General features: G+C 65.4%; 14 protein-coding genes. 8 read left to right on the top strand and 6 right to left on the bottom strand.

Features of this window, described 5'->3' with window-relative positions; translation table 11 throughout:
- The first annotated feature begins 43 nt into the window (after nucleotides 1–43).
- Nucleotides 44–448, top strand: a complete 405-nt coding sequence (locus tag DU478_RS08230) for a DoxX family protein (protein WP_114510466.1) — start codon at nucleotides 44–46, stop codon at nucleotides 446–448.
- Nucleotides 445–1,413: a DUF808 domain-containing protein gene (locus tag DU478_RS08225; RefSeq protein ID WP_114510465.1), complete on the top strand. Its 969-nt coding sequence runs from the start codon at nucleotides 445–447 to the stop codon at nucleotides 1,411–1,413. Before DU478_RS08230 ends, DU478_RS08225 begins: the two co-directional genes overlap by 4 nt.
- Here DU478_RS08225 and DU478_RS08220 read toward each other — a convergent pair.
- From DU478_RS08220 to DU478_RS08210, 3 genes are all read right to left on the bottom strand, one after another.
- A complete protein-coding gene (locus DU478_RS08220) occupies nucleotides 1,407–2,540 on the bottom strand; it encodes a serine hydrolase domain-containing protein (RefSeq protein ID WP_114510464.1) in 1,134 nt (377 codons plus the stop codon). The two genes, DU478_RS08225 and DU478_RS08220, sit on opposite strands and share 7 nt — an antisense overlap.
- A gap of 108 nt (nucleotides 2,541–2,648) precedes the next feature.
- Nucleotides 2,649–3,842: a PQQ-dependent sugar dehydrogenase gene (locus DU478_RS08215; protein WP_114510463.1), complete on the bottom strand. Its 1,194-nt coding sequence runs from the start codon at nucleotides 3,840–3,842 to the stop codon at nucleotides 2,649–2,651.
- A gap of 155 nt (nucleotides 3,843–3,997) precedes the next feature.
- Entirely contained in the window at nucleotides 3,998–4,900 is a 903-nt protein-coding gene (locus DU478_RS08210) for a LysR substrate-binding domain-containing protein (RefSeq protein WP_114510462.1), read from the bottom strand.
- 101 nt (nucleotides 4,901–5,001) lie between these two features.
- Here DU478_RS08210 and DU478_RS08205 point away from each other — a divergent pair, with 101 nt between their 5' ends.
- The 3 genes from DU478_RS08205 to DU478_RS08195 all read left to right on the top strand — a co-directional run bounded on the left by DU478_RS08205 (nucleotide 5,002) and on the right by DU478_RS08195 (nucleotide 7,714).
- Complete coding sequence (locus DU478_RS08205; RefSeq protein WP_114510513.1) at nucleotides 5,002–6,225, top strand: acyl-CoA dehydrogenase; 1,224 nt, start codon at nucleotides 5,002–5,004, stop codon at nucleotides 6,223–6,225.
- Nucleotides 6,226–6,512: 287 nt separating this feature from the next.
- A complete protein-coding gene (aroQ, locus tag DU478_RS08200) occupies nucleotides 6,513–6,956 on the top strand; it encodes a type II 3-dehydroquinate dehydratase (RefSeq protein WP_114510461.1) in 444 nt (147 codons plus the stop codon).
- The gene (locus tag DU478_RS08195) at nucleotides 6,953–7,714 is read left to right on the top strand and encodes a LuxR family transcriptional regulator (RefSeq protein ID WP_233501160.1); all 762 of its coding nucleotides are present in this window, start codon (nucleotides 6,953–6,955) and stop codon (nucleotides 7,712–7,714) included. Before aroQ ends, DU478_RS08195 begins: the two co-directional genes overlap by 4 nt.
- Before the next feature lie 386 nt (nucleotides 7,715–8,100).
- Here the strand turns inward: DU478_RS08195 and tsf are convergent, their stop codons facing one another.
- A complete protein-coding gene (gene tsf / locus DU478_RS08190; RefSeq protein WP_114510460.1) occupies nucleotides 8,101–8,976 on the bottom strand; it encodes a translation elongation factor Ts in 876 nt (291 codons plus the stop codon).
- A 93-nt stretch (nucleotides 8,977–9,069) separates the two neighbouring features.
- On the bottom strand, nucleotides 9,070–9,840 hold the full coding sequence (rpsB, locus tag DU478_RS08185) for a 30S ribosomal protein S2 (protein ID WP_114510459.1): 771 nt from the start codon (nucleotides 9,838–9,840) through the stop codon (nucleotides 9,070–9,072).
- A 266-nt stretch (nucleotides 9,841–10,106) separates the two neighbouring features.
- Here rpsB and DU478_RS08180 point away from each other — a divergent pair, with 266 nt between their 5' ends.
- Nucleotides 10,107–11,480: an NAD-dependent succinate-semialdehyde dehydrogenase gene (locus DU478_RS08180; protein WP_114510458.1), complete on the top strand. Its 1,374-nt coding sequence runs from the start codon at nucleotides 10,107–10,109 to the stop codon at nucleotides 11,478–11,480.
- A gap of 63 nt (nucleotides 11,481–11,543) precedes the next feature.
- Here DU478_RS08180 and DU478_RS08175 read toward each other — a convergent pair whose 3' ends face one another.
- Entirely contained in the window at nucleotides 11,544–12,845 is a 1,302-nt protein-coding gene (locus DU478_RS08175) for a HupE/UreJ family protein (protein ID WP_233501159.1), read from the bottom strand.
- 147 nt (nucleotides 12,846–12,992) lie between these two features.
- On the opposite strand from DU478_RS08175, the gene DU478_RS08170 reads away from it, so the two are divergent.
- Together DU478_RS08170 and DU478_RS08165 are read left to right on the top strand one after the other, a co-directional pair.
- On the top strand, nucleotides 12,993–13,892 hold the full coding sequence (locus DU478_RS08170; RefSeq protein WP_114510456.1) for a PfkB family carbohydrate kinase: 900 nt from the start codon (nucleotides 12,993–12,995) through the stop codon (nucleotides 13,890–13,892).
- 66 nt (nucleotides 13,893–13,958) lie between these two features.
- Nucleotides 13,959–14,903 carry a pseudouridine-5'-phosphate glycosidase gene (locus DU478_RS08165; RefSeq protein WP_114510455.1) on the top strand — a complete coding sequence of 315 codons (945 nt, stop codon included), beginning with the start codon at nucleotides 13,959–13,961 and terminating at the stop codon, nucleotides 14,901–14,903.
- Nucleotides 14,904–14,944: the final 41 nt, after the last annotated feature.

Raw genomic sequence — 14,944 nt, 5'->3', positions numbered from 1 at the left:
CGGGGTTGCGCTAACATCGGGCAGAATCGCGGAAGGAGCGGAGATGCAGGACTTGTCGGCACTGGTCGGCCGCGTGCTGATCGCGGCATTGTTCGTGGCAGGCACGGTGCAGAAGGCGGTGGACCCGGCTGCGGCGCAGGGCCTGCTGGCCGGGATGGGCTTGCCGGTCTGGCTGGTCTGGCCCGCGACGCTGTTCAACGCCGGCGCGGCGCTGGCACTGATCCTCGGGCTCTGGCTGCGCCCGGTCGGGTATGCGGCGGCGTTCTACTGCATCGTGACCAGCGCGTTCCATTTCATCCCGTCCGATCCGTGGCAAATGAGCATCTTCGTCAAGAACTGGGCGATTGCCGGCGGCTGCCTTGTACTGGCCGCGCAGGGCGGCGGGCGCTATGTGATGCAGGCAACGACGGAAAAGACAACGACGGAAAAGACGGGGGAACGGGCATGAGCGGACTACTGGCACTGCTGGACGATGTGTCGGCCATCGCAAAGGTCGCGGCGGCGTCTGTCGACGACATCGGCGCGGCGGCGATGAAGGCCGGGTCGAAGACGGCTGGGGTCATCATCGACGACGCGGCGGTCACCCCGAAATACGTGCAGGGATTCGCGCCGGCGCGCGAATTGCCGATCATCTGGCGCATCGCGCGCGGATCGCTGATCAACAAGCTGGTGTTCCTGATGCCCGCCGCATTGCTCATGGCGGCCTTCGCGCCCTGGCTGGTCTGGCCGCTGCTGATCCTGGGCGGCAGTTACCTGGCCTTCGAGGGAGCGGAAAAGATCGTCCACGCGCTGACGAAACACGACGAGACCTCGGGCGGGCCGGACGGCAGCCACGCGGTGAAGGACCCGATGCACCTGGAAGAGCAGAAGGTGAAAGGCGCCATCAAGACCGACTTCATCCTCTCGGCCGAGATCATGGTGATCTCGCTCTCTGCCATCGAAGCGCCGAATTTCTGGATGCAGGCCGCGACGCTGGCGGTGGTCGCGGTGCTGATCACGGCGGCGGTCTACGGGTCCGTGGCGGTGATCGTGAAGATGGACGATATCGGCCTCTGGCTGAGCCAGGTTGCCCGGACCGGCTTCGGGCGCTGGCTCGGCCGCGCCATCGTCAAGTTCATGCCCTGGCTGCTCAAAGCGCTGGCCATCATCGGCACGGCGGCGATGCTCTGGGTCGGCGGGTCGATCATCGTGCATTCGCTGCACGAAATGGGCTGGCACTGGCCCGAGGAGTTCATCCACGATCTGGCCGTCGCCTACGGGCAGGGCCAGCCTGCGCTGGAATGGGGCATCACCGCGGCGGTGGATTTCGTCATCGGCTTTGTCTGGGGGCTGATCCTGATCCCCGTCGGGGTCAAGGTGGTGGCGCCGGTCTGGTCATCGCTATTCGGCGGCAAGGAAAAGGCGGCTCACTGACCTGCGGCAGGGGCGAGCGCGGGCAGCATGCGGGTCAGGGTCTGCTCCATCGCCGGGCGGACGCGGCCCGCCGCCCCGTCGTTGGCTGAAAGGACCACGGCGATGCCGCGCTCCGGGTCGACGAGCACGATGTTGAACCACAGGGTGTTCGATCCTGCATGCACCAGCGCACCGGTGTCGCGCAACGCCCATCCCAGTGAGTAATTCTGACCCTGCACGTCGTCCTGCAACCGGTTCCAGCTGTCCCGCGCCAGAAAGCCCTGCGGCCGTTCGAGATGCGCGCGCAGGAACTTCAGATGGTCGCGCAGGCTCATGTGGATGGTGCCTGCGGGCCCCAGCGCCGGAATGTTGTCGGCCTCGGGCCCCGGAGCGACGGCGCCGCGCGACCAGGGAAACGGGCCGCCGTGACCGCGCGGCTGGCTCAGCGTCACGGCATTGCCGGGCGCGCCGAAACCCGCCGTTTCCATGTCCAGCGGCTCGAACACCCAGGCGTCGATCAGCTCTTCCCAGCTCTGGCCGGTGGCGGCTTCGATCATCGCGCCCGCGACCACGTAACCGGCGTTGGAATAGACGAACTCCGTGCCCGGTTCGGCAACGGGATCCTTGCCCAGCACCTCGCGGGCGTAGTCCCGGCGGTCCTTGACGACATCGCGATCCGACAGGCTGCCGACAAAGGACCGGGCAGAGAAAAAGCCCACATTCGCCACCACTCCGCCGCGGTGCGCCAGCAGCATCTCCAGCGTCACGTCGCGGTAGGCCGCGCGTGGGGATAGGTCGCCCAGGCGCTGACCCACGGTGTCGTTCCAGCCAATCACCCCGGCCTCGACCAGCCGCGCGGCCAGGGTCGCGGTCATCGCCTTGCCGTTCGACCCGATGTGCCACAGGTCCTGCCGGTCCGCCGCCGCATCCGTTCCGCGGGCCCGCACGCCCGCTGTCGCGATGCGCATGCCGCCGTTGCGATACCAGCCGACGCCCACGGCCGGGGCGCCGGACGCCGCGCGCAGATCACGCGCCAGCGTTTCGGGAGACAGTGCCGCAGGGGCAGGGGTGTCGGTCTGGGCCAAGGCAGCGGTTGTCCAGAGCAGCAGCGCCGCAAGCGCCGGATGGAGGCGGGAACGTGAGGTCATGCACCCACCTAGACCCGCACCCTGCAAGCTGAAAAGGCCCGCGCTGCGACGCGGGCCAATTCCTGCTGATTCAACCGGGCGGTGTGCTGTTTCCCGCCGACCGTCTGCCTAGCTTTGCGGCGACAGGCGCACCAGCACGCCGTTGTCGGTGTCGGTGATCGCCAGAAGCGTGCCATCCGAGTCGACCTCCAGATCGCGCACCCGGCCGAGGTCCATCGCCAGGCGCTCTTCTGCCACCACGGTGCCGTCCTCGAGGTCAAGCCGCACGATGCCGCCGGGGTAGAGCGATCCGATAAAGACGTCGTCCTGCCAGTCGGAAAAGACGTCGCCCTCATAGGTCAGCATGCCGCCCGGCGCGATCACCGGGTCCCAGAAATAGACCGGCTGCGCCATGCCGTCCTTGGCCGCGATCCCTTCGCCGATGTCGGTGCCGCTGTAGTTCTGGCCGTAAGAGATCACCGGCCAGCCATAGTTGGTGCCCGGCTCGATCTTGTTGAGCTCGTCGCCGCCCTGCGGCCCGTGCTCGATCGTCCAGAGCTCGCCGTCGCGCATCATCGCGCCTTGCATGTTGCGGTGACCGTAGGACCAGATTTCGGGCATCGCACCCTCCTGGTCGACGAACGGGTTGCCGTCCGGAACCTCGCCGTCGAGCGTCAGGCGAATGACCTTGCCATAGGTCTTGTCGAGGTCCTGCGCATAGACGCGGTACTCCGGCGAAGAATGCTCGCCGGTGGTGATGTAGACATGACCGTCACCGTCGAAGACCACGCGGCTGCCGAAATGCTTGTCCACCGTGGACCCGGGCGACTGCACGAAGATGTCGGTGACATCTTCAAGCGCGGTCATGTCCTGGTTGAGCGTGCCATAAGCGGCAGCGGTAGCTGACAGCCCGTCACCCACCGGCTTGGCATAGCTCAGATAGACCCGGCGACTTTCGGCGAAATCGGGGGCGAGTGCCACGTCCAGAAGCCCGCCCTGATCCTGCGCGACCACCTCCGGCACGCCGCTGATCGGATCGGACAATGTACCGTCTGTTGCGACATGGCGCAGGCGGCCCGGGCGCTCGGTCACGAGATAACCGCCTTCGGGAAGCACCTCGATGCCCCAGGGATGCTCCAGGCCCTCGGCGATCACCTCCTGCTCCAGCGTGATACCGGAAGATTTGAGCGCGGCGCGGAACTGGCTCGGGTTCTGGGGCTCAAGGGCCGTGTTGCGGTCACCGCGCTGGAATTCCTGCGCGCAGGCCGCGGAGGTGGCGAGCGCACCGGTGACGGTAAAGCAAATCAGACGGCTGACGGTCATTGGGGTCTCCTCTCGTTGAAACTGAAGAGCCAACGCATCGCGGGCGGGCCTGTTGCATCACGAAACAGTCAGGACGGGAACCTTCAAAACGGCCAGCCGTGATACGCCTGTCGTACTGGATAAGAAGTGACGCGTAACAATCTGATAAGATGTCGCTATCTTGGCAATGCCTCGCCTTCGTCCGCCTGCAGCGCCAGCCAGTCGCGGAACCGGTCCAGCGCCGGGCTGGGTGTGCGGTCGGCGGGCCAGACCAGGTGATAGGCGCCCAGGCTGACCGGAGCGACATCCGCCGCACGGATCAGGGTGCCGTTGGCAAGGCCTTCGTTCACCAGGTAATCCGGCATCAGCGCCACGCCGAGCCCGTGCAGCGCGCCTTGCAGGATCGTGGTGAACTGGTCGAAGGTGGTGCCGGGCAGGGGACCGGGATCGCTGCCATGATGCCGGAACCAGTCGCGCCAGGCCTCTGGCCGCGTCTGGATATGCAGAAGCGGCAGCCTGGCCAGACGGTCCAGCGGCGCCGGTCCCTGCGGCAGAAGCGCCGGCGCGCAGACCGGCAGCACCTCTTCGCGCATCAGTTCCAGCCTGTGCGTATTCTCCCATCCATCACCGAATTGTATCGCAGCGTCAAAGGGTTCCGAGGCAAAGTTGAACGGCCTCAGCCGGGTGGTCAGGTTGATCGTCACCTCCGGGTGGCGACGGGTGAAATCGGGAAGGCGCGGCACCAGCCAGCGCATGCCGAAGCTCGGGAGGATGGCAAGGCTCAGCTCGCCGCCGCGCGCGCCCATGCGCAGCGCGACCGAGGCATTGGCGATCTGCGCCAGCGCCTCGCGTACCGTGGCGGCGTAGTCGCGCGCCTCGGGCCGCAGGCCGAGGCTGCGCCTGTCGCGGATCAGGAGGGGCGCGCCCAGGTGATCTTCCAGCGTTTGCAACTGGCGGCTCACGGCGCTTTGGCTCAGGTTCAGCTCGGATGCGGCGGCAGCAGCCGTGCCAAGCCGGTCCAGCGCCTCTATGGCACGGAGCGCGCCAAGGGGTGGCAGCAGGCGGCGGGCGAGGGACATTTGCATTTTTCTCACGAAACCATGCGGTATTGTCGTTTTTGATTGCGGCTTTTGCAAGCTATACTCTTGCAAATCGAAAAGGAGCCGCACCCATGAACGAGATGTCACCGACAAAACCGAGCCTCAAGGCCAAGGACGCGCCCGACCTGGGGCGGTTCGACTGGCAGGACCCGTTCCGCCTGTCCGACCAGCTGAGCGAAGACGAGCGCATGATCGCCGAGAGCGCGCGGTCCTATGCTCAGGAAAAGCTGCAACCGCGGGTGATCGCCGCCTATAACGAGGAAAAGGTCGAGCCCGAGATCTTCCGCGAGATGGGCGAGATGGGCCTGCTGGGCATCACCGTGCCCGAGGAATACGGCGGGCTGGGATCGTCCTACGTGGCATACGGCCTTGTCGCGCGCGAAATCGAGCGGGTGGATTCCGGTTACCGGTCGATGATGTCCGTACAGTCGAGCCTCGTGATGTATCCCATCTACGCCTATGGCTCCGAAGAGCAGCGGCAGAAATATCTGCCGAAGCTGGCGAGCGGCGAATACATCGGCTGCTTCGGTCTGACCGAACCCGATGCCGGGTCCGATCCCGCGGGCATGAAGACACGCGCCGAAAAGACCGACAGCGGCTACCGCATCAGCGGCTCCAAGATGTGGATTTCCAACAGCCCCATCGCGGATGTCTTTGTTATCTGGGCGAAATCCGACGCGCATGGCGGCAAGATCCGGGGCTTTGTGCTGGAAAAGGGTATGAAGGGGCTGAGCGCGCCGAAGGTCGGCAACAAGCTGTCCCTGCGCGCGAGCGTCACCGGCGAGATCGTCATGGATGGCGTCGAAGTGGGCGAAGACGCTTTGTTGCCCAATGTTCAAGGGCTTAAAGGGCCTTTTGGATGTCTGAACCGGGCGCGTTACGGCATTTCCTGGGGCGTCATGGGGGCCGCGGAATTCTGCTGGCACGCCGCGCGCCAGTACGGCCTCGACCGCAAGCAGTTCGGCCGTCCGCTGGCGCAGACGCAGCTGTTTCAGAAAAAGCTCGCTGACATGCAGACCGAGATCACGCTTGGCCTGCAGGCCTCGCTGCGTGTTGGCCGTTTGATGGACGAGGCACAGGCCGCGCCCGAGATGATCAGCCTGATCAAGCGCAACAACTGCGGCAAGGCACTTGATATTGCACGACTTTCCCGCGACATGCACGGCGGCAACGGGATCTCTGCGGAATTCCAGGTGATCCGCCACATGGTCAACCTCGAAACGGTGAACACCTACGAGGGGACCCATGACGTGCACGCGCTGATCCTGGGCCGCGCACAGACGGACCTACAGGCGTTCTTCTGATCGACCGGTGGTATCAATCGGGCTCAAAAGCCGCGGCTCCGGTCGCGGCTTTTTTTCATTGGAAAGATAGGGGATGCTTCGTGACCAGGTTCAGACCTTGCCCGGTCCGTTAATGTAATTCGTATAATCAGTATTATGTAAATAAAAGACGCTTCAGAAGGGCCGCTAACCCCTTGATTTCAAGACTGCGGCCATTTGCCCGCGGTTTGCGCTCTTTCAGTCCCGCGGGTGCTGGACAGAATGCCCGCACCTCCTTTAAGACTTTACGGCATTCAAGGAAATCGAACATGCGCAGGATCCTCATTCTCAACGGTCCGAACCTCAACCTGCTGGGCACGCGGCAGCCCGAGGTTTACGGCGCGACCACCCTCGCGGATATCGAGAAGATGTGCCGCGCCCATGCCGAGACCTGCGGCGCGACCATCGACTTTGCGCAGTCCAACCACGAAGGCGTTCTGATCGACAGCATCCACGCCGCGCGCGGCGAGCAGGATGGCATCATCCTCAATGCCGGCGCCCTGACCCATACGTCGATCGCGCTGATGGACGCGATTTCGTCCGCCGAGGTGCCGGTGGTCGAATTGCACCTGTCGAACATCCACGCCCGCGAAAGCTTCCGCCACAAAAGCTGGATCGCGCCCGTGGCCGTCGGGCAGATCTGCGGCTTCGGCGCGCGCGGTTACGTGCTGGCGATGGACGCGCTGCTGGGTCACCTGGAGGCCGCGAAGTGACGCCGGACCTGCGCAGCTGGCTGATCTCGCTGACCCAGGTGGACAATGTCGAGCTGCTCTGGGCGATGCATTGCGAGCGCATGGCGGGTTACGGCTTCGACAGGCTGCTCTACGGCTTCACACGCTTCCGCACCGCGCATTCCCTGGGCGACCCGAACGATTTCGTCATCCTGACCAACCACGATCCGTCCTATTCCGATGTCTTCATCGAGGAAGGCCATTACAGCCACGGGCCGATGGTCAAATGGGCGCTGGACAACAACGGCGCCTGCAGCTGGCGTATCCTGGGCGAGATGGCCGAGAAAGGGCTTCTGACCACCAAGGAACGCCGGGTCATGGAGTTCAATCTCTCCAAGGGCGTCAAGGCCGGGTATTCGATCAGCTTCCGGTCGGTGTCGACCCGGGCCAAGGGCGCCATCGCGTTGACTGCGCGCGCAGGGCTGACCCAGCGCGACGTGGATCTTGTCTGGGATCAGCATGGCGACGACATCCAGCTGATCAACAACATCGTGCATCTGAAGATCCTGTCGCTGCCATACACTCCGCCCAACCGCACGCTGACACGGCGCCAGCGCGAGGCGCTGCAATGGGTCGGCGACGGCAAGACCACACAGGATATCGCACAGATCATGGGCCTGACCCAGGCCACGATCGAAAAGCACCTGCGGCTGGCCCGCGACGCGCTGAACGTCGAAACCACGGCGCAGGCGGTGCTCAAGGCGGCGTTTCAGAATCAGATGTTCGTGCTCGAAGCCTGACCGGGACTGTTGCGCAGGCCGCGCCCGTGAATGCAGCGTGAAAAATCGCGCTCAACCGGCGGGTAAGGAAATCCGGACTTCCTTGACGCTGGGTTAATTGGCATCTTGTCACTGTTCCGTGAGTGGTGGCTTTAGCCTGGGGACGTCAGGTGCAAACCCTTGGTATTTCAAGGCTCTTTGCGTCTGCCGGCGCAAGCCGGGCGTCGGCCTGACTGGTGTATATTCATCGGCAGGTCGGCACTCCCGAACGCACCTCTCATCCCCAATTCGGGGTGCGTCGGGAAAAATAAAAGGAGCCGTCCTGATGATCAGGGCGGCTCCTTCATTTTCGGCGAGATGCGGACAAGGGCAGGTGGACCCGTGTCCCCTGCCCCGACCGGCCCGGATTAGCCCTGAGCTGCCTTCGCGACCTCGGCGGCGAAATCTTCCTGCACCTTCTCGATACCTTCGCCGACTTCCATGCGCACATAGGCCGTGATCGTCGCACCGGCCTCTTTCGCCGCGGCCTCGACCGTCAGGTCGGGGTTGATGACAAAGGCCTGGCCCAGCAGCGTGACTTCGCCCATGAACTTGGCCATGCGGCCGACGATCATCTTCTCGATGACCTGCTCGGGCTTGCCGGATTCGCGGGCGATGTCCATCTGCACCTGGCGCTCTTTCTCGACCACGGCCGGGTCCAGATCGGCTTCGGACAGGGCCGCGGGGTTGGCGGCGGCGATGTGCATTGCGACCTGGCGGCCAAAGGCTTCGTCGCCGCCGGTCATGGCGACCAGCACGCCGATCTTGCCCATGCCGTCAGCGGCGGCGTTGTGGACGTAGGACACGACCGTGTCGCCGCTCACCTTCGCCATGCGGCGCACCGACATATTCTCGCCGATGGTGGCGATTTTCGAGGTGATCTCGTCCTGGACGGTCTTGCCGCCCATGTCGGCGGCCATCAGCGCCTCGACGGAGTCGACGCCGGTGGCGGCATCGGCGATGCCCGCGACCATTTTCTGGAAATCGGCGTTCTTGCCGACGAAATCGGTTTCCGAGTTAACCTCGACCGCGACGCCGGTGCCGCCGTCGACCTTGACGGCCACGAGGCCCTCTGCAGCGGTGCGGCCGGATTTCTTGGCTGCCTTGGCCAAGCCCTTGGTGCGCAGCCAGTCAACCGCGGCGTCCATGTCGCCGTCGGTTTCGGTCAGCGCCTTCTTGGCGTCCATCATGCCTGCGCCGGTCATTTCGCGCAGTTCTTTCACCTGGGATGCTGTGATCGCCATATCGGCTCTCCTCATATGAAACTGGATTTCGGGCGGCCCCGGTGGGCCACCCGCTCATGTCATCGCGAGATGTCGCTGGTGCGACAGCCGGGCTCAGGCCTGCTCGGCCGGGGCTTCGGCAGCTTCCTCGACCGGCGCCTCTTCGAGCGCGCCCAGGTCGACGCCGGCGGCGCCCATCTGCGCGGTCATGCCGTCAAGCGCGGCACGGCTGGCCAGGTCGCAGTAAAGCGCGATGGCGCGGGCCGCGTCGTCGTTGCCGGGGATGATGTAATCGACGCCGTCGGGCGAGCAGTTGGTGTCGACCACGGCCACGACCGGGATGCCCAGCTTGTTGGCTTCGGCCACGGCCAGCTGCTCTTTCTTCACGTCGATGACGAAGAGCAGGTCGGGCACGCCGCCCATTTCACGGATGCCGCCCAGCGAGGCCTGCAGCTTCGTCTGGTCACGCTCCATGTTCAGGCGTTCTTTCTTGGTGAGGCCCTCGGCGCCCTGCTCCATCTGCTCGTCGATTTCCTTGAGACGGCCAATCGACTTGGACACGGTCTGCCAGTTGGTGAGCGTGCCGCCCAGCCAGCGGTGGTTCATGTAATACTGCGCGCATTTCTCGGCGGCTTCGGCGATCGGCTGCTGTGCCTGGCGCTTGGTGCCGACGAACAGCACGCGGCCGTTTTTCGCGACGGTTTCGCGGATCACGTTCAGCGCGGCGTCCAGCATAGGGACGGTCTGCGTCAGGTCCATGATGTGGATGCCGTTGCGCGCGCCGTAGATGAACTCGCCCATGCGGGGGTTCCAGCGCTGCGTCTGGTGGCCGAAGTGCACGCCAGCTTCAAGCAGCTGACGCATGGAGAACTCTGGAAGAGCCATGGTCGTTTCCTTTCCGGTTTTCGCCTCGGCACGGGGAGAGAGGCGGATGCCTCAACCGGTGGACCTGCGGGGATGTCTCCCCCGCAAACCCGCCCATGCCTGCGGATTACAGTGGTGCGCCTTTAGCGGGGTTTGCAGCCGCGCGCAACCCCTAGGCTGCGGCGCCACGGATCAAGCCCCGGCCTGGTCAAGACAGTGTGATGGAAAGCCCTGCGCTTTTCAGGTGTTGCCACTCCAGACACAGAAATTCGTATCAGAGGTACCCCATGAGCAGCAAGATCACCACCATCAATCCGGCGACGGACGAACAGATCGCCACCTACGACTACATGACCGATGCCGAAGCGCGCGACGCCGTGCAGGCCTGCCACGACGCCTTCCTCGACTGGCGTCTCAAATCGACCGAAGACAGGGGCCGCTTGCTGCGGGCCGTCGCGAAGGAACTTCGGAACAGCCAGGAAGATTTTGCCCAGCTGATGACCCAAGAGGTCGGCAAGCTGATCGGCGACAGCCGTCAGGAAGTCGAGCTTTGCGCGCAGATCTGCGAATTCACCGCCGACAACGGACCGGCGGAACTTGCCGACGAAGAGCGCAGCATTCCCGACGGTACGGGTGTTGTGAGCTATGCGCCAATCGGCGTCATCTACGGCATCCAGCCGTGGAACTTTCCTTGCTACCAGGTGGTGCGTTACTCCGTCGCCAACCTGATGGCCGGCAACGGCGTGTTGCTGAAACATGCCGAGAACTGCACCGGCAGCGGCCTTTTCCTTCGTGATGTCATGGAGCGCGCCGGCCTGCCCAAGGGTCTTTTCACCGTGCTGATGGTGGACCACGACCAGTCCGACAAAGTCATCGAGAATGACCTCGTTCGCGGCGTCACCATGACGGGCAGCGACACGGCTGGCCGGATCATCGCCAAGAAAGCCGCCGAGAACCTCAAGAAATCAGTGCTCGAGCTTGGGTCGAACGACGCCTACATGGTGCTTGACGATGCCGATCTCGACGTGGCGGTCGACGCCTGCGTCATGGGCCGCGTCTACAACAACGGTCAGACCTGCGTGAACGCCAAGCGCTTCATCGTCACCGAGAAGAACTATGACGCCTTCGTCAAACGCTTTGCCGAGAAGATGGGCGCGATCGAGCTGGGTGACCCGACCGAGGACAGCACCAAGCTGGGACCGATGGCGCGCACCGATCTGCGCGACGAACTGGCCAAGCAGGTCGACGAAAGCCTGAAGAAGGGTGCGAAGGCGCTCTGCGGCGGCGCCATTCCGGAACGCACCGGCGCCTATTATCCCGCGACCGTGCTGGTCGACGTGAAACCCGGTCAGCCCGCCTATGACGATGAGCTGTTCGGCCCCGTCGCCTCGGTCATCAGGGCCAAGGACGACGAGGACGCCATGCGCATCGCCAACGACAGCCGCTATGGCCTCGGGGGCGGCATCTTTTCCCGCGATGCCGACCGGGCGCGCGAACTGGCGTCGAAATACTTCGACACCGGCATGATCTCGGTCAACGGGTTCACCATTGCCATCCCGAACATGCCGTTCGGCGGGGTCAAGGACTCGGGGTATGGCCGTGAACACGGCGGCTTCGGCATGAAGGAATTCGTCAACGTGAAAAGCATCTACATGATGTAAACCACACGGGATGCGAGCTTGAAGCGGCGGGCCTTTCGGGGTCCGCCGCTTTGCGTCAGGGGGTCAGAGGAACACCCGCTCCACGAACCACCAGGCGCCGACCAGCGCGATGACGACCGACGCCGGAACCGCCACGAAGGTCCGGTAGCTGTCGAGCTTGTCGACATTGACCACCGACAGCAGGCAGAGCAGCGACAGCCCCGCCAACGGGATGAAGAACACCTGCGGCGCCACGCCCAGCACCGCCGCGAGGTCGGTTTCGGGCGTGATGAAGGCAAGCGCGAGAAAAGCAACCGCCAGCACGCCGTAGAACACCAGACCGCTGCGGTCCGCCATGTCCACCGCATCCACGCGCAGCGCGACCCAGACCAGCGCGAAGGCCGCGGCGATCACCGACAACTGCCCGATCTCCACCCCGACGTTGAACCCCAGCAAGGCGGGCACGAACTGGCCCTGCGGCAGGCCGAACTCGCCCAGCACCGAGGCAAATCCCAGCCCGTGCAGCAGACCGAAAACGAAAACCACCAGCGGCCGCCAGCGGCTCAGGCCGTTGCTGACGACATTCTCGACCGCGACGAAGACGATGGAGGCGGCGATGATCGGCTCCACGATGCTGGCGGGAACGGAAACGTATCCCAACGCCCCCAGCGCCAGCGTCACCGTATGCGCGAGCGTGAAGGCCGACACCTGCCAGAGCAGCGGGCCCAGCCGCGTCGACAGGAAAAAGAGCCCCAGAACGAACAGGATGTGATCCAGCCCCAGCGGCACGATATGTTCGAAGCCTACGGGGATGTAGCGCAGGAAGGCCTGCCAGCCGGTCTCTGCATCGCCGCCCGCCAAGGCGATCTCTCCGGATCCTTCGCCGCCCGTCAGGTATCCGGTATAGGGCTCTTCGACTCCCTGCTGGCGCAGGATCAGAGTGCCGTACTCGGCGGGCCACTGCATTTCGGCCACTCCCGCGCCCTGCGGAACAGGCCCAGACAGCACCAGCACCGTGCTGCGGGTCAGATCCACGTTGCCAACCGGCGGGATGGCGATGCTCTCGACCTCCAGCGGCACAGGCTCGCCGTCGACGCGCAGATCCATCGCAGCGACCATGTCGGGCACCGTCTCGCGCAGCCGTGCCTCCAGCTCTTCGGGCGGCAGCGCGCGCAAGGCATCGACCTCGGCGGCCTGATCTGTCGCGTTGGTATCCTGAACTCCTTCAAGATCGACTCCGGCGATGACGGCTTCGGCGCTGAACGCCAGTTCGAACTCGGCGCGGCCATCCGTCACGGTCAGGTCGGCGATGGCCGGGCTGACCTCGTGGGCGGCGGCAGTGGTGGCGGCCACGAGACCGAGCCAGAAAAGAAACAGATAACGCATGGACATGATTCCCCTGGACCGACGTCCGCTCATACTGGCGCAAGCCGCCGCATGCTCAAGAGCCACGACGAAAAACGTGTCGAAGTTTCAACCCTCTGACCGCTCAACGCGCTTGCGCGACGAAACCGCACCGGGCAGAACATCCCCATGACAGACACCCACGCTCCCGACATCCTGTGCATCGGTTCGGTCCTCTGGGACGTGATCGGCCGCTCCGCGAGTCACATGGCCAAGGGCGCGGACGTGCCGGGCCGGATCATCCGCCTGCCCGGCGGCGTCGCGCTCAACATCGCCATGACGCTGGTGCGCTTCGGCCTGCGCCCGGCGCTGCTCTCGGCCCTGGGGCGCGATGCCGAAGGCGAAGAGCTGGCGGCGGAATGCGCGCGCATGGGTCTGGATGTGGCGCATCTCTACCGCTCGGACGACCTGCCCACGGATCGCTACATGGCGGTCGAAGGCGCCAACGGCCTGATCGCCGCCATCGCCGACGCTCATTCGCTCGAAGCGGCGGGCGCCAAGATTCTGGCACCGCTCATGGGCGGCGCGCTGGGATCGGCAGAAGCGCCCTACCCCGGCCCCGTGGCGCTCGACGGCAACCTGACCGAGGGGCTGCTGGAAACCATCGCCCGCGACCCGGCCTTCCGCGCCGCCGACCTGCGGATCGCCCCCGCCAGTCCCGGCAAGGCGGAGCGGCTGCTGCCCTTCCTGCGCGCCGGCCGCGGCACGCTCTACGTCAACCTCGAAGAGGCCGGCATCCTCTGCCAGACCCGGTTCGGCACCGCCTCCGAGGCTGCGGCGGCGCTTCTGGAGCGGGGCGCGGCGCGGGCGCTGGTCACCGATGGCGGCAACGCGACCTCTGACGCCACGCCCCAAGGCGTCCTGACCCAAACCCCGCCCGAAGTGCTGGTGACCCGCGTCACCGGCGCCGGCGACACCTTCATGGCCGCGCATATCGCGTCGGAGCTTTCGGGGGCCGACCGCGACGCGGCGCTCGGGCGGGCCTTGCGCGCGGCGGCGGCCTATGTCTCGGGCGACACCCCGTCCTGAGGGCCGACACTCGACAATCCGGACCGGTGCGGGCTATTCCCACAGAGGTCAATTTCGGAGCCTGCCATGACGATCTTCCACTTCTCCCCCGCCGTTGCCGAGGCCATGCACGCCGGCCGTCCGGTCGTGGCACTTGAATCGACGATCATCACCCATGGCATGCCCTGGCCGCAAAATCTCGATATCGCGCGCCAGGTTGAAGGCGTGGTGCGTGACGGCGGCGCGGAGCCCGCGACCATTGCGGTGATCGACGGGCGGCTCTGCGTCGGGCTCGAGGACACCCAGCTCGAAACACTGGCACAGGCGCGCGGCGTGGCCAAGCTCAGCCGCGCCGATCTCGCCGTCTGCATGGCCGAGGGCCGGACCGGCGCCACCACCGTGGCAGCGACGATGATCGCGGCACGGCTGGCGGGCATCGGCGTCTTCGCCACCGGCGGCATCGGCGGCGTGCATCGCGGCGCCGAAACCTCCTTCGACGTCTCCGCCGACCTGCCGGAACTGGCCGTGACCCCGGTCACCGTCGTCGCCGCCGGGGCCAAGGCCATCCTCGACCTGCCAAAGACGCTGGAAGTGCTGGAAACACTGGGCGTGCCGGTCATCGCCTATGGCCAGGACATGCTCCCGGCCTTCTGGTCGCGCTCCGCGGGCCTCCGCGCGCCGTTGCGCATGGATGACGCCGCCAGCATCGCCCGTGCCCACCTGATGCGCGGCACCCTGGGTCTGCCCGGCGGTCAGCTGGTCGCAAACCCGATCCCCGAGGCCGCCGAGATCCCGCGTGACGACCTCGCGCCGGTGATCGCCCGTGCCAGCCGCGACGCCGCAGACCACGGCATCGCCGGCAAGGCGCTGACGCCGTACCTTTTGCAACGGATCTTCGAACTGACCGAGGGCCGGTCGCTCGACGCCAACGTGGCGCTGGTGCTGAACAACGCCCGCCTCGGGGCCGAGATCGCCTGCGAATTGAACACATTGCGCGCGTCGGAGGCACCGGCGTCGGCGCAGCCATTGTAGAACCGCGGCGGCCTGCCTAGCTTGAGTTCATGAATTTGAAA

The sequence above is a fragment of the Thalassococcus profundi genome, from assembly GCF_003344785.1.
Lineage (GTDB): Bacteria > Pseudomonadota > Alphaproteobacteria > Rhodobacterales > Rhodobacteraceae > Puniceibacterium > Puniceibacterium profundi.
Note: the sequence above shows the minus strand (reverse complement) of the source record. Positions and strands in the feature narration are given on the sequence as shown.

Bases quoted from the DNA above. Each gene is read 5' to 3' on its own strand.
- DU478_RS08230 (WP_114510466.1), top strand. From the start codon at position 44: ATGCAGGACTTGTCGGCACTGGTCGGCCGCGTGCTGATCGCGGCATTG.
- DU478_RS08225 (WP_114510465.1), top strand. From the start codon at position 445: ATGAGCGGACTACTGGCACTGCTGGACGATGTGTCGGCCATCGCAAAG.
- DU478_RS08220 (WP_114510464.1), bottom strand. From the start codon at position 2,540: ATGACCTCACGTTCCCGCCTCCATCCGGCGCTTGCGGCGCTGCTGCTC.
- DU478_RS08215 (WP_114510463.1), bottom strand. From the start codon at position 3,842: ATGACCGTCAGCCGTCTGATTTGCTTTACCGTCACCGGTGCGCTCGCC.
- DU478_RS08210 (WP_114510462.1), bottom strand. From the start codon at position 4,900: ATGTCCCTCGCCCGCCGCCTGCTGCCACCCCTTGGCGCGCTCCGTGCC.
- DU478_RS08205 (WP_114510513.1), top strand. From the start codon at position 5,002: ATGTCACCGACAAAACCGAGCCTCAAGGCCAAGGACGCGCCCGACCTG.
- aroQ (WP_114510461.1), top strand. From the start codon at position 6,513: ATGCGCAGGATCCTCATTCTCAACGGTCCGAACCTCAACCTGCTGGGC.
- tsf (WP_114510460.1), bottom strand. From the start codon at position 8,976: ATGGCGATCACAGCATCCCAGGTGAAAGAACTGCGCGAAATGACCGGC.
- rpsB (WP_114510459.1), bottom strand. From the start codon at position 9,840: ATGGCTCTTCCAGAGTTCTCCATGCGTCAGCTGCTTGAAGCTGGCGTG.
- DU478_RS08180 (WP_114510458.1), top strand. From the start codon at position 10,107: ATGAGCAGCAAGATCACCACCATCAATCCGGCGACGGACGAACAGATC.
- DU478_RS08175 (WP_233501159.1), bottom strand. From the start codon at position 12,845: ATGCGTTATCTGTTTCTTTTCTGGCTCGGTCTCGTGGCCGCCACCACT.
- DU478_RS08170 (WP_114510456.1), top strand. From the start codon at position 12,993: ATGACAGACACCCACGCTCCCGACATCCTGTGCATCGGTTCGGTCCTC.
- DU478_RS08165 (WP_114510455.1), top strand. From the start codon at position 13,959: ATGACGATCTTCCACTTCTCCCCCGCCGTTGCCGAGGCCATGCACGCC.